Annotated in this window: 15 protein-coding genes; 2 read left to right on the forward strand and 13 right to left on the reverse strand. The window is 46.2% G+C overall.

Going from position 1 to position 13,954, the window contains the following annotated elements:
* Positions 1-36 precede the first annotated feature (36 nt).
* From HPT30_RS12725 to HPT30_RS12755, 7 genes are all read right to left on the reverse strand, one after another.
* Positions 37-1,329, reverse strand: coding sequence for an Nramp family divalent metal transporter (locus tag HPT30_RS12725; protein WP_175371760.1), 1,293 nt, complete (start codon positions 1,327-1,329; stop codon positions 37-39).
* Between the two features lie 138 nt (positions 1,330-1,467).
* Positions 1,468-2,133 carry an aspartate/glutamate racemase family protein gene (locus tag HPT30_RS12730; protein WP_175371761.1) on the reverse strand — a complete coding sequence of 222 codons (666 nt, stop codon included), beginning with the start codon at positions 2,131-2,133 and terminating at the stop codon, positions 1,468-1,470.
* Positions 2,134-2,288: 155 nt separating this feature from the next.
* A complete protein-coding gene (locus tag HPT30_RS12735) occupies positions 2,289-2,723 on the reverse strand; it encodes a protein-tyrosine phosphatase family protein (protein ID WP_175371762.1) in 435 nt (144 codons plus the stop codon).
* 2 nt (positions 2,724-2,725) lie between these two features.
* On the reverse strand, positions 2,726-3,145 hold the full coding sequence (gene arsC / locus HPT30_RS12740) for an arsenate reductase (thioredoxin) (RefSeq protein WP_175371763.1): 420 nt from the start codon (positions 3,143-3,145) through the stop codon (positions 2,726-2,728).
* Between the two features lie 21 nt (positions 3,146-3,166).
* Positions 3,167-4,456, reverse strand: coding sequence for an arsenic transporter (locus tag HPT30_RS12745; RefSeq protein WP_312876332.1), 1,290 nt, complete (start codon positions 4,454-4,456; stop codon positions 3,167-3,169).
* A 137-nt stretch (positions 4,457-4,593) separates the two neighbouring features.
* Entirely contained in the window at positions 4,594-4,920 is a 327-nt protein-coding gene (locus tag HPT30_RS12750; RefSeq protein WP_175371764.1) for an ArsR/SmtB family transcription factor, read from the reverse strand.
* A 214-nt stretch (positions 4,921-5,134) separates the two neighbouring features.
* Positions 5,135-6,313: a serine hydrolase domain-containing protein gene (locus tag HPT30_RS12755; protein ID WP_175371765.1), complete on the reverse strand. Its 1,179-nt coding sequence runs from the start codon at positions 6,311-6,313 to the stop codon at positions 5,135-5,137.
* Positions 6,314-6,484: 171 nt separating this feature from the next.
* Between HPT30_RS12755 and HPT30_RS12760 the strand changes: the two genes are divergently transcribed.
* The gene (locus tag HPT30_RS12760) at positions 6,485-6,946 is read left to right on the forward strand and encodes an Lrp/AsnC family transcriptional regulator (protein WP_175371766.1); all 462 of its coding nucleotides are present in this window, start codon (positions 6,485-6,487) and stop codon (positions 6,944-6,946) included.
* Between the two features lie 81 nt (positions 6,947-7,027).
* On the opposite strand, the gene HPT30_RS12765 is transcribed toward HPT30_RS12760, so the two are convergent.
* From HPT30_RS12765 to HPT30_RS12775, 3 genes are all read right to left on the reverse strand, one after another.
* Positions 7,028-8,215: a family 8 glycosyl hydrolase gene (locus HPT30_RS12765; protein WP_246317056.1), complete on the reverse strand. Its 1,188-nt coding sequence runs from the start codon at positions 8,213-8,215 to the stop codon at positions 7,028-7,030.
* A gap of 351 nt (positions 8,216-8,566) precedes the next feature.
* Positions 8,567-9,361 (reverse strand): SDR family NAD(P)-dependent oxidoreductase, encoded by a 795-nt coding sequence (locus tag HPT30_RS12770; protein WP_175371768.1) that lies wholly within the window; start codon positions 9,359-9,361, stop codon positions 8,567-8,569.
* Between the two features lie 107 nt (positions 9,362-9,468).
* Positions 9,469-10,311 carry an aldo/keto reductase gene (locus HPT30_RS12775; protein ID WP_175371769.1) on the reverse strand — a complete coding sequence of 281 codons (843 nt, stop codon included), beginning with the start codon at positions 10,309-10,311 and terminating at the stop codon, positions 9,469-9,471.
* A gap of 197 nt (positions 10,312-10,508) precedes the next feature.
* Here HPT30_RS12775 and HPT30_RS12780 point away from each other — a divergent pair, with 197 nt between their 5' ends.
* The gene (locus HPT30_RS12780) at positions 10,509-10,871 is read left to right on the forward strand and encodes a winged helix-turn-helix transcriptional regulator (RefSeq protein WP_281364491.1); all 363 of its coding nucleotides are present in this window, start codon (positions 10,509-10,511) and stop codon (positions 10,869-10,871) included.
* Between the two features lie 119 nt (positions 10,872-10,990).
* Here the strand turns inward: HPT30_RS12780 and HPT30_RS12785 are convergent, their stop codons facing one another.
* The 3 genes from HPT30_RS12785 to HPT30_RS12795 form a co-directional block, all read right to left on the reverse strand.
* Entirely contained in the window at positions 10,991-11,854 is an 864-nt protein-coding gene (locus HPT30_RS12785) for a GNAT family N-acetyltransferase (protein ID WP_246317060.1), read from the reverse strand.
* A gap of 111 nt (positions 11,855-11,965) precedes the next feature.
* Positions 11,966-12,703, reverse strand: coding sequence for an MBL fold metallo-hydrolase (locus HPT30_RS12790; RefSeq protein WP_175371772.1), 738 nt, complete (start codon positions 12,701-12,703; stop codon positions 11,966-11,968).
* A 96-nt stretch (positions 12,704-12,799) separates the two neighbouring features.
* On the reverse strand, positions 12,800-13,063 hold the full coding sequence (locus HPT30_RS12795; RefSeq protein ID WP_175371773.1) for a CD3324 family protein: 264 nt from the start codon (positions 13,061-13,063) through the stop codon (positions 12,800-12,802).
* Positions 13,064-13,954: the final 891 nt, after the last annotated feature.

Consider the following 13,954-nt stretch of genomic DNA (forward strand, 5'->3'; position numbering starts at 1 on the left):
AGGATAAGAGGCCTGGGCTTTTTTGATCTTTTCATTTTAATACAACATTTCAAAGACTAAGAACAAGTTCAGCAGAACCACCAGAGCCGAGATAATCCAGCCTGTGATGGAAGTAATCCGCAGATTGACCAGCCCGCCCATAATTTGACGATTGCTTGTGAAGATAATCAAAGGAATAAGTGCAAAAGCAATCCCGAACGACAGCACCACCTGACTCATGATCAAGGCGTCTGTAGCGTTCACACCGGCAATAATAATCGCAAGTGGGGGAATTGTAGTGATCGCCCGGCGCAGGTACAGATTAATTCTTTTATTGATGAAGCCCTGCATAACAACGTCTCCGGCCATGGTGCCCACTGAAGAGCTGGATAATCCGGCAATGAGCAGCCCGAGTCCAAAGGAAACGGCCGTAACAGGTCCGGCTAATTCGCGGAACTGATGAAAGGCTACATTCAGATCCTCAACGACCATGCCGTTCTTGAAGAACAGTGCGGCAGAGACTACAATCATTGCCATGTTGACTGCACCCGCAATGATCATGGCGATGATAATATCCGCCAGTTCCAGCTTGAAAATCTTCTTCTTCTCCGCTTCATTCCGGCCGACCACACGGTCTTGCGTCAGCGAGGAATGCAGATAGATCGCATGCGGCATTACCGTTGCGCCCAGAATACCTGCGGCCAAAAGAATGCTGTCCACACCATCGAATCTGGGAGTAAACATGCCCACGGCTACTGCGCCCATATCCGGCTTGGATACAATCACTTGGAAAGTAAACGCCAGCACGACGATTAATACCATGGCGCCGATTCCCGCTTCCAATGAACGGTACCCGCGCCGCTGTAGCTCCAGTATGGCAAACGACCCAACGGCGGTAATCAAAGCGGCTGGCAGCATAGGAATGCCAAATAGTAAATATAACCCTAACGCCGCTCCTATAAACTCAGCTAAGTCTGTAGCAATAATTACAAGTTCACTTTGTATCCAGAGAAAAATCGATACGCCTTTGGGGAATCGGTCATGCGCAATTTCAGGTAAATTCTTACCGGTAGCGATGCCCAGTTTGGCTGACAGAGATTGGATCAGTACCGCCATCAGATTAGAGGCGACAATCACCCATAGCAGCAGATATCCATACTTGGACCCTGCTGTAATATTTGTAGCAAAATTACCGGGATCGAGATAGGCAACCGCTGCTATAAAAGCAGGTCCGAGAAATGGCAACAGCCGTTTCAGACCTTTGACTTCTCCGTCCAATACAGCTTGGGCAGATATCTTGACTTTCTTTTCTTTGATCAGTTTTTGTTCCGCAACTTGTTGCTCCAACATGTCTATCCCTCCTCTTGCCCGGGAAAGTTGTCTATATACACGAAAGTTTCCTCGATGCAACTTTATAGTTGAATTATAGTCCCTTCCATGTAAAATGTAAATAGATTTTCATTTCAAATCTTTTCATTTTAAATTCATTTATTTCTTCTGCAAAGAAAGCTTATCGATCATATAACTGGTCAGAGCATTCAGATGGTTGCCGATGGTGATGCCTGTTTCCTGCTCTGCCTGCCGGGCCGCAGGAGCCATGGAGAGCTGGGCAGCAACGATACGGATACCGGGATTCTCGTGAGCCGCGCGCTTTAATCCAGACGACACCAGCGCGGTATACTCATCTTTTTTCCCCTGCATAATCAGACTGAACGTATGCTCCAGCACGCTGGATTCTACAAGCACCTTACGTCCTGTGGCCTTACAATAATGCTGGAACTGCTCCATCGTCCCTGTAACCGTATTTGGATTGGTGAAAACGAAGCGAACAGGTTCATCAGACCGGCAGGCATCCTGAAATAATGGGTCATCTATCTTTATGACGGGAATAGGCAATGGGTGAAGACTTTCCCGATATACCGCGGTAAAAAAAGTGCAAGTGATCAGGATAGCATCGACATGGCAGGCTGAAATCCAGCTCAGGGTCTCCCTCACCTTGGTCTCCACAGTTTCATTATTAAAATCGGCGTCCATTTTTATGCGATCCAGACCTGGATCTACAAAATGTACCAGTTCCACTTCATGGCCAGCCAAAGCTTTCTCGATGTGCTCGATATTGGAATAATGCGCATGATAACAGCCTATTCTTGTCATGAGCTTGTTTCCCCCTTTTTCAATACATAAATCCTAAAACAAAAGGTCCCCTTCACACAAGTGAAAGGAACCTTACAAAGCCTAAGCATCATCTATAGGTGAACTCCATAATTTTAACTGAACAAAAAGGATGTACGGATGCTTCGATTGCTTTCCTATACTCCGGGTGGATACAATCGATTCAATACTTCACGCATTGCCCCTTTTATCTGGATATCCGGGCGTTTTTCTCTCGCTAAGTTTTCAGCTTCTTCTACCGTAGAAACTACCCCAAGTTCCATCAGCAGTCCCGTGGCAACCGTTCCTGTGCGGTTACGTCCACCTGCGCAATGGAAGTAGACGGTTTTCCCACTGTTTACAGCTTCACTGATGGCTAGGACTGCCTGTTGTACAGAGGCGTCTTGTCCACTTTCATGCTCCACAATCGGATGATGATGTCGGCTAACCTTATCCGGAAAACCCTCAGCTTTGGTGCCGTTGTCCCTCAGATCAAACACATCCGAAATCTCCTGCTCCTGAAGCGCCTCCAGCAAACCGTTCTCCCCGCCGATATACACTTTACCTTCAATAAGCTCATGATAGCCCGCCATAGTTATTCCCCTGTCTCCGCAAATTGCTTAATACGTGCGCCAATCTGGTCACGGACGCTTTGAAATACTGCCCATTTCTCCTCTTCCGTCCCCTGAGCCTTGGCTGGATCATCGAAACCCCAGTGCTCACGCTTTACCTTAGGCGGGGTTATTGGACATTTATCTGCGGCATCGCCACACAAGGTAACCACCAGATCTGCGTTATTCAAAAGATGGGAATCAATAATGTCGGAGGTTTGGCCCGAAATATCAATACCGGCTTCGCTCATGGCTTGTACCGCTTTGGGGTTCAGTCCATGGGCTTCAATTCCAGCGCTGTAGACATTCCAGTCCTTGCTCAAATATTGCTTCGCCCAGCCTTCGGCCATCTGGCTCCGGCAAGCATTTCCTGTGCATAGAAAATAAAGAGTCTTCTTATCCATTTTCATTGATCTCCTTTTACATTACAGAATAATTAACCATATATAGAGTCCTAACAGGGTAATAAACAGTGTGGGAACCGTCAGGATGATGCCTGTTTTAAAGTACGTTCCCCAGGATATTTTCACACCTTTAGTAGAAAGTACATGTAGCCAAAGCAAGGTCGCCAGCGAACCGATCGGAGTAATCTTAGGTCCCAAATCCGACCCGATAACGTTCGCATAAATCAAAGCTTCCTTCATGATTCCCGTCGTATGTGTAGCATCAATGGCGAGCGCGTCAATTAGAACCGTAGGCATATTGTTCATCACCGAGGAGAGGATCGCGGCTATAAAGCCCATGCTCATCGTGGCGACGAATAATCCCTGATCTGTTGCCGCCCGCAGCACCTCTGCCAGTAAATCTGTAAGACCGGCATTCCGCAGCCCGTACACCACGACATACATCCCAATGGAGAAAAATACAATCGCCCAAGGCGCTCCCTTGATCACTTCCTTTGTGTTGACGGACGAACTATTCCTTGCCATCAGCAGGAAGAAAATCGCAATCACTCCGGCGACCGCTGACACAGGGATGTTCAGGAATTCGCTGACGAAATAGCCAACCAGCAAAATCGCGAGCACGATCCAGGACAGCTTGAACATCTGTTGGTCTTTAATCGCCGCTTTGGGATTCTTTAGCTGAGTGCTGTCGAACTTCCTCGGGATGCTTTTGCGAAAAAAGAAGAATAACACCAGAATGCTTGCCACCAGCGAAAATAAGGTTGGGATGATCATCCGGCCCGCATATTCCATGAAGGTGATGCCGAAGAAATCGGCGGACACGATGTTCACCAGATTGCTGACGATAAGAGGCAATGAAGTTGTATCAGCGATGAAGCCGCTGGCGATGATGAACGGAAACACCTTTTTCTCATCGAATTTCAAGGCCCGCACCATGGCAAGCACAATCGGAGTGAGGATCAGCGCCGCACCATCATTGGCAAAAAACGCCGCCACCACTGCTCCCAGAATGGTCACATAGACGAACAGCCGAATCCCGTTCCCATGGGCAGCGCGGGCCATATGCAGAGCAGCCCATTCGAAAAACCCGATATGGTCAAGGATCAATGAAATCAGGATGATCGCAATGAAGGCTAATGTCGCATTCCACACAATCCCGGTGACATCAAGCACATCGTTAAGACTTACTACCCCTACCAGTAACGCCAAGATCGCCCCGCCACAGGCAGACCAGCCAATGGACAGGTTCTTAGGTTGCCAGATTACAAAAACTAGTGTGGCTATAAAAATTATAATTGCCCAAGCGGCCACTGCTATAACCTCCAGTTGGTTCTGATCCAATAAGATGAACTTAAAATATGAACATAAGGATCACTCTTCATCACACTAAATAACCATATAACTATATACTTATATTTAAGACATAGCTTTATTACTTCAAACGCATATCACTCGCAAGAAGCAACTATTTCTTTTTTATTCAAAAGGGCTAGTATCGTCTTGGAGTCCGGCATCTGACCCAGAACAGCCTGGATATGGGGCTTATCTTCGACGTTCAGGGAATAGTGTACCCATTGCCCGCGCTTACTCTCCTTAACGATGCCCTGTGTTTTTAGCTTTCTTAAATGCTGGCTAACCGCCGGCTGTGAAATATCAAAGATATCCACAAATTCGCACACGCACCACTCCCGCTCTTTCAACAATGAAAGCATCGCCAGACGCGTCTTGTCTCCCAGCAGTTTCATATCGTCTGCAATATCGCCCAGTGGCTCCATATTTATTTCCTCCTTCTACACTTATATAAGTCGATGCTTATATTCTAATCATCTGCCCCTACATTGACAAGAACTAAATAATCTTTAAGGTAGACCGTAGGAAATGCCACGCGAGGTGCCATGAACGATGATCCTACACTGAAAAAACCAGCTCAAGCACTTAATTAACGTGATGAACTGGTAATTAGGTAGTATTAAGCTGGATTAATCGTTCTCATTTTCCCCTGATCCCGGCATAGACAGCGTCTGTAAGATCTGTAGTGAACTTGCCTGACATACCTTCCAGTGCCGTATTCGTGAACGCTACCACGCTGAGCTCTTTCGAAGGGTCCACAAACCACGAATGACCATAGGTTCCTCCCATACGCCAAGTACCCGGTGATTCCGGGGTAGCTGCAGCAGCAGGATCTTTGAGCAGAATAAAGCCTAAGCCGAACCCTCTGCCTGGCCAAAAGGCCATTGGAAGGTCACCAATTTGATTGGTAGTCATCTCACGAACCACTGTCTCTTTCATTAGAGGTTCTCCCCCCTTGCGCAAGGTTTCCAGCAGCTTCAAAAAGTCGCCTGCACTGCCAACCATGCCCGCTCCACCCGAAGGGTAAGCTGTGGCATCCATTGCCCGGACAGGCGCTAGCCGGAAACCCGCCGTCCCCTCTACGAATGGTATAGTGTCAAAATCCCGCAAGCGGCGTGGCTCAGCAGGATCATCAGCGTAAGCAACAGCCAACCGCTCCGGATCGACTGCAGTAAACCCGGTATCGCTCATACCTAGAGGTCCTGTCACCAGTGAACGAACAGCGTCCCCAAGCGGTGCTTTGGCTACCTTTTCAATTACCGCGCCCAGTACATCTGTAGCTATAGAATATTTCCACTGTGTCCCTGGTTCATACAGAAGCGGCACAGAAGCAAGCCGGCGCAGGTTCTCGTCCAATGTGATATCCGCCAGATCCATCCCATCAGATACACCAGCAAGCTCATAGGAACCCTTCTCTTCTTGAAAAAAACGGTACGTCAATCCGGCGGTGTGTGTTAACAGGTGACGAATCGTCAATGCCGCAGATTCACCATTCTGCAGCCTTGGACGAAATTCCGGCAGCCAGCGATCTACACGATCATCCAATTGCAGGCGGCCTTGTGATACCAACACTAAAGCAGCTGTAGAAACAATAGGCTTAGACACAGAAGCCAACCGAAATAACGCATCCTCATGCATGGGCCGATTGTTCTCCCGATCAGCAAAACCGGCAGCACGGTTATACACCAACTCCCCGCCAATTGACACTTTAACAACGGCGCCGGCTAACCTTTTATCAGCAAGTGTAAAATCGATGACCTCATCTATACGTGCTTGTAAATTCGCTTGCGTCTCTTTGTTCCAATATAAATTATTCAATGACACTCATCCTCTCTGAACAATATCATGTTGCTTACTTTTCCGGGGTGAGTTTATTATATAAATCAAGTCTCTTTGATTACATAAGACAAACCAGTTAGTTGCTTCAGTTTACAAAGGAAAATAAGGTAGTTTGCAAGGAAATATTCGAAATTAAAGGAGGGCGTTTTCATGGACCATATAGATAAGCAGATTCTGTTCCATTTGCAAAATCAGGCGAGGATTTCAATGACCGAGTTAGGGAAATGTGTCAGCCTATCACAACCAGCCGTTACAGAGCGAGTCCGCCGTCTGGAAGAGAACGGGGTCATTGAGGCGTACCGCACAGTGATCTCCCCGGAGAAAATCGGCAAAGGTACTGTGGCCTATGTACTGTTTAGGACAAAAGAATGTTATCCCTTCCTTGATTTTTGCCGTTCTGCACCCGAGGTTGTTGAATGCTATCGCATCAGCGGAGAACACAACTACCTGCTAAAGGTTATGACTGACTCTACCAAATCACTAGAAGAATTCGGCAGCCAGTGCGATCCCTATGGAACTTACACCGTTCTCATCGTAATGTCATCCCCTATTGATCCTAAATTCCTCATCCCCTCGCTTGAAAAAGTAAATCTGATCGCCGATCCAGAATAACTCGCAGACGGTGTACAAACAAAAAGGAATCCGGCAACAGCCGGATCCCTGAGATATCAAATGAGAAAACACAGAACTTTATTAATATGTCCACCAGTTGCCTGACATCACAATCAGCGAGAACAACTTGATGCTGTCTTCGTAGTAGCCTTCGGCAGAACTACTTGCCGTATGGCTCCACACCGAGTTTAGCCAGCTTTGATAGCTCGGAGAGGTCATCGCACTAACGCCGAACGGTGCATAGAAGGCACCGCTGTTGTAGCTGCCGAACACAGTTCCATTCAGCTTATAGCCATCCTTGATGCTTCCGGGAGCGCCCCCTACTTTAGTTTGGATCCAACTGTTCATCTGATTAAGCTGCGACAAGGCACGGTTATCGCCAGTAATCAGGTAGTCCGTAGCAATCCGCCATGGAGTACGACAGGAGTTATAGTTGTAATTACCGTCATTAGCATCTTCTAAGAAGTTAGCCGCTGCGGGCTTGTACACACCACCTGAGTAAATCACGAAATCAGGCAGCAGACCGGTGCTTGCGCTGTACCCGCTATACAGGCTGTTGATAATCGTGTAGGTCTTGTCCGTAACGTTCTTCCAGCGGACATCTCCAGTAGCACTTTGGAAAGCCTTCAAATGATTCAGCATGAAATCCGAAGGCCGTGTAGCTGTATTATAGGAGCCACTGTTCGCCCAGTCGCCGAGACGGATGGTCCACTGGTTCTGGTTAATTTCTTTATCCATAATGGCATTAATAATATTCTTCGCCGCTTGTAAATAATTGATTGTACCGTTGCTTCCCCACTGCTTATCTGCTAACAGCAGCGAGAACGCGATGTCCATATCTCCGTCTGTGGCCGAATCCTGACCATCAATATTTTGAAAACTGCTGTTCTGCTTCCAGGACATTAAGTACGGGTTATTCGCGCTCGGATGTGCTTTGTAATAATTATAGAGGCCGTCAAAATAAGTCTGCGCACTGCTGTCATACCCGGCCATTAGCACGGTGAACAGCATGCCATAGCCATGGGCTTCGGATACGGTTTCCCCGGCCGAATTGTATTTAACATAATATTTACCGGTGCCAGCTGGCTTAAGGTAGGCTGCTTTCCACGCATCCCATTTGGTTTTCACTGTATTATCCATGCTCGTCTGAGTGACATTATTGGGCTTAATAGAACCGGCCGTATAAGTCGTATGCTGTGGAAATGGCTTATTTACTGCTGCGAATGCTGATCCCACCGGGAGTATAACAATAGCTAAACACATCATCATAAGCGTTCTCCAATTGAACCTAAGCTTTCCTATCCTTTTCACCATCTAATCATCTCCTCTTCAAATGCTGATTCGCGATCAACAAGCAGGGGCACAAGCCAACGCGTTAAAAGGCAAATAACATAAATAAATTGGTTAATTTGTTAAATAATGATTAGAAATCGCAATACCAATATATTCTGCAATCTAGTAACTGTCAATATCAAACGTACCGCAAGTCATAGTTTCCACATTCCTCCCGGTGTACTCCGCTCGCTCTACCGCATGACTTACTTTCCAGGCTCTCATCACAAAAAAAAGGATCACCCCTGTCCCAAAATGGAACAATGAAGTGATCCTTTATCAATAAACTTAGAACACGCTGCGAACCAAACCGCCGTCCACTCGCATGGCAGAACCATTAATTGCCGAAGCCAACGGGCTGCTGAGAAAAACGACAACATCCGCAATCTCCTCCGGACGAATCAGCCTTTGAATAATGGAGGTTGGACGATTCTCCTTCATAAATCTGATCTCCGCTTCCTCGATTGTAAGCTTCTCCTCTGGATACAAGGTATTCAGCATAGTCTCTACGCCTTCTGTTAAGGTAGAGCCCGGCATGACGGTATTCACCGTTACCTTTGTCCCTTTGGTGAGCTCAGCCAAACTGCGGGAGAGTGATAGCTGCATCGTTTTGGTTGCGCTGTAGTGAGCCATTTCCTGAGAAGGCATCACTGCAGCCTCACTGGCGATGAAGATAATTCTGCCCTCATTGCTCTCCAGCATGCCCTTCAAATAGTGACGGCTAAGCCGAACTCCGCTCATGATGTTAACCTCAAAGAACTTAAACCATTCTTCATCCGGAATATCAAAATATTCAGCAGGCTCGAAGATCCCCAGATTGTTAATAAGAATATCGACTTTCGGGAATTCCTCCACAAGCTTCTTGCATCCCGCCTCTGTTCCCAGATCCGCTACCGCTGAGTATACCTCAGCTTCAGGATGCTCCTTCTTAATCTCTTGAATCGCATCATTCACCTTGTCCTTATGCCGTCCATTGATCAGAACAGTTGCACCCTCCCGCACCAACGATTTGGCAATCGCTTTGCCAATTCCCGATGTTGATCCAGTCACCAGTGCGGTTTTGCCTTCTAAATGTAGCTTCATGCCCATTCCTCCTTTGTATACACTACCCTGATACAAGAGAGATCACTCCACTCATTCCATATAGAACGAGGGAGTGATCTTGTTCATGCACTATTACTCATGCGCTATTAAAAATCGAAATTATCCGGGTCTGGTCCGACACGCAGGTGTTGATCCAATCCGTCAATTCGTTTCATATCTTCCGCGGACAGCTCGAAATCAAAGACCGAAGCGTTCTCCACAATGCGGTGTTCTTTGGTTGACTTAGGAATCGTAACAACACCGTTTTGAAGATCCCAACGCAAAATGATTTGGGCAATGGATTTGCCGTATTTAGCAGCAATTTCTTGCAGCTCAGGGTTGTCCAGCAGTTGGCCCTGCATCAGTGGAGACCAGGCTTCGTATTGAATGCCTTGCGCTTTGCAGAAGGCTTGCAGATCTTTTTGCGTCAAGCGCGGGTGATATTCCATCTGGTTCACCATTGGCTTGATTTCAGCATCTTCGAGCAGGTCTTTTAACTGGTGCTCAAGGAAGTTGCTGACTCCAATCGCTTTGACACGCCCTTCTTTATAAAGAGTCTCAAGTGCTCTCCAGGCTTCCTTATATTTTCCTTTTACAGGCCAATGGATCAGATACAAATCGAGGTATTCCAGACCAAGCTTCTTCAGGCTCAGTTCATATGCAGCAATGGTGGACTCATAACCGAGATCCGCATTCCACACTTTGGAGGTCACGAACAGGTCTTCTCTGGAAATACCAGCAGCTTCAAGCCCTTGGCGAATTCCGTTGCCTACTCCTTCTTCATTGCCATAGATCGCAGCGGTATCCACACTACGGTAGCCGTGGGCAATTGCTGTTTTCACGGCGTTCTCCAGTTCAGCGCCTTCCTCTACTTGAAATACTCCGAGACCAAACCACGGCATTTTCACCCCATTGGACAGGGTTGTTGTATCTTGCAGATTGTTAGCCATTCTCTATCTTCCTCCATCTATGATTAATTGCTGAGCTTATAATATGCCACTCGGCCAAGCCCTAGTCATCAATGCTTGCAAGTGCTATGATAGGTTAAAACATTCAAAATGAATAGTACGCACTTCAAAGTACCATAGTAACTAAAAAGTACCTATGGGAATATTAAACTCTAACAAATGGAGGGATAACCATGACATTGGTTAAGAAAAAATATAATATTTCGGTGGAGGCCACCCTGGAGGTCATTGGCGGAAAGTGGAAATGTGTGATCCTCTGCCATTTGACCCATGGCAAGAAGCGCACTACCGAGCTCAAGCAGCTGATGCCTGCTATTACGCAAAAGATGCTGACCCAGCAGCTGCGGGAGCTGGAAAGTGACGGTATCATTAACCGGATTAGCTATAACCAGGTTCCGCCAAAGGTGGAGTACGAGTTGAGTGAATATGGGGAAAGTCTGAAGGATATCCTTGATTCGTTGTGCAATTGGGGAGAGCAGCATATTATCAAGCAATATGGCGACAAACATGCAATGCTTGAAGATAGTATTCTCAACAAGTAAGGCAAAGCATTCCTTGCAGGCTAAGGAACTGAAGATGCTGCTATGTTGCCCAGGATGGCAGCATGGCAGCATCTATTTGATTGAAGGAGCCGAAGAAGGATCGGATCAACCGACAAAGCCTAACTTCTGCTCATATTTGCAAATCGGGGTCCCGGGTAAAAGCCAACTTTTCTATAGAGGTTCTCTGCCTCATTGCCAACGGTCACACAAAGCTTAACGACCTGTGAATGCTCATGAGCGGTTGCTCTAACATAGTTGAGCATAGCTTCTGCAAGCCGTTTGTTTCTATACTTGGGAAGCACGCACAATTCCCCTATTTCCGCAAAACCGAGGGGCATTTTTTCATAGATACCAGCTATACAAAGTCCGGCAATTGCTTGCTCTTGCTCATCAAATACATAAATCGAAAGATTGCGGTGCTCATAGACCTTCATCAGATGCTGAACATCTGCTATGGCCTTAGCTTCATCGGGAGTACCATAAGTTTCATAGTCAATCCCCCCTGCATATCCCTTCATAAGGATCTTGGCCACCGTGATAATATCTGTTGTCTCATCTAGCGAGTGTATAGAAAATCCATCCGGCAACACTGCTGTTATGCTATCATCAGCCGGACAGCACATGACCAGCCGAATCACACCCAGCTTATATCCGAATGCAAGCAAAATACTGACATCTTGTTGTAAGACTCCATTAATGTGCTTAATATCATGACTGCAACTAAATAACGCTTTCCAAAAAGCCGTTCTGTCAGCAAAAGGTGAGATCAAAAAGGGGTACATTACCGTCCCATCATTGATTATTGCCCCGCCAATCCTCACCTCGTCACGCAGAATCCAATAACATCGGTCGCTGAATTGCGTATCTTGAATTCGTGTATTCCAGTCGTACCACATCTCAATATCCGTATCGGCATAGATCACCTGGTAGACGGCAAACTTTTCTTTATCTGCTAGCTCCAGTCTATATTTTGGCATATTCATCCCCACTTTAGATCGCTCCCTTCTGCATATCGACTTGATCATACAGCTTGTTCACATCATAAAGTAGTTATAGTTCTGCTATATTTAAAAATTCCCGCCTCTCGCTTTGCATTATGATTGATACGCATGTACGAGTTGTTGTAAGGCTTCCTTCACATCGCCGTGAAAAAGCCCCCCATGGTAGCAAACAACCTGCTCAATGTCATATTCCAGTAATCGCTGAACCGAATGAACAGCCTCCGGCAAATTCAATGTATATTGTGGATTGGCAATTTCAAGTCTGCCTTGCTCAATGACGACTGCATCTCCGGCAATTAAAGTTTTGCTGGCAGGAAGATACAGTGACATATGACCAGGCGTGTGCCCTGGCGTATAAATGATTTCTATCCCTCCGCACCATGGCAACCATTCCCCACCAGATACCGTCTGATCAACTGCTGCCGGCTCAATGGACTGCAAGAATTTAATAAATTGCTCCGCTTGCGGCTTGGATTCCTCTGGCAAAGCATCAAATGTCGATTCCGCCTGCTCCAACCGCTTTGACTTTGTTTTACCCTCAATAGATGGTGTTTCGATCTCATGGGCGATAATACTGATGTACGGGTATGCCCGTTTCAGCGCAGCAAGTGATCCGATATGATCCATGTCGTGATGCGTGATGATCAACTTGGTGAGGGAACGTAGTGTAACCCCATGTTTGTTCACTGCTGCTTCTAGGAGAGGCACAAAGTCTGGATAACCGCAATCTACAAGAATCGTATCGCGTTCATCTTGAAGCAAGACCGGGGTAATGATCTGTTGTTGTCCACTATATTCAAATTCAATGTCGAGCAGTTGATAAGGGTTCATCCGTACCTCCTGAATTCATGTCCTTTAAGAATAAGTGTAGAACATGACACGAGCGTTAGAAAGGACATAGATGATACAGAATCAAAGGTGTCCACCTTATTGACTGCGAATAATTCGTCTAATGCTGCGTTCACTCAAATAGTGATGGTGTGCAAGCTCCTTGACGGTTAGACCTGAACGAAAATTACGCATGATTTCTTCATTACGGTCTTGCAGCATTTGCTTATACCCGGAACATTCGCCCCATTGTTTTTTCTTCCCTTGCCGGGCTGGGATATACAGATATCCTGCTTGTACATATTCTTGAATGCTATGAAGTAATTCTTCCGGTAGCATCTCTTGTGCATTTTGATATTTCATTATTTTGCTCCTATCTATATAGCAGAATTCGGTATATAGAGAAGCAAAGAGTCCGCTCTTCAGTATGGCGAAGGCTCTAAGCAAAGTTCGCTTGAACGCGTTGGAACTCTTTGCTCAGAGCCACCTCCATCGATACGAAAAAGCATAGGGATCATGCCATTCACTCCCGTCTAAAGGCTAGTTATTGTGACAGTAATACGCCTCTATTGTGACACAACAGGCAGCGTAATCTCCAGCTCAGGGATATATTCCACTTTTACATGGTGGTCTATGTAAATCCAGTGGAACTAATGTCTGAGAGAATTCATGCAATCTGGCTGCATCTTCTGCTAATCTAAAGACAATCTGCGTAATGTTATCTTCCTCTAGCGTAAGTGCCGACCCTTCGATCCACTCAAGAAGTGTTGCGAATGTCTGGCCAAATTGATCGACCTGATTTTAAATTTCGTTCCAATACCCCATTTAAAGACAATTTATCAAATCTAGTTGACAAATATCGCATTAATATATTATCCTTATTTTTACATAGATACCATAGTTTTTAATGATGCTGCAACAAAACTCACACGACTGTAGCAGATTAACGTCTGTTATCTACCCTGTACCTCCCCCATCCTACGCACTCTATAACTTCCAATTATTATTGCCACTGTACTCTGTTGACTTACACTTTCCTCTTCCAGACCTACAACCTACCCACACTTATTTGCGTGTAACTCTATTTATGCTGTCTACCCCTGTCCATTTTGCTAGACTCGTTGATCTTCTAAAAACAATAGATAGCGCTTACATACTATGTTATATACCACTCACGATAGTCGTAATTCTGTGTAGAACAGAAAGGATGAGAGTGATGGGCGTCAATAGGCATGGCTGCGCAGCAAAATGGAT

It is taken from the genome of Paenibacillus agri (genome assembly GCF_013359945.1).
Taxonomy (GTDB): Bacteria; Bacillota; Bacilli; order Paenibacillales; family Paenibacillaceae; genus Paenibacillus_AQ; species Paenibacillus_AQ agri.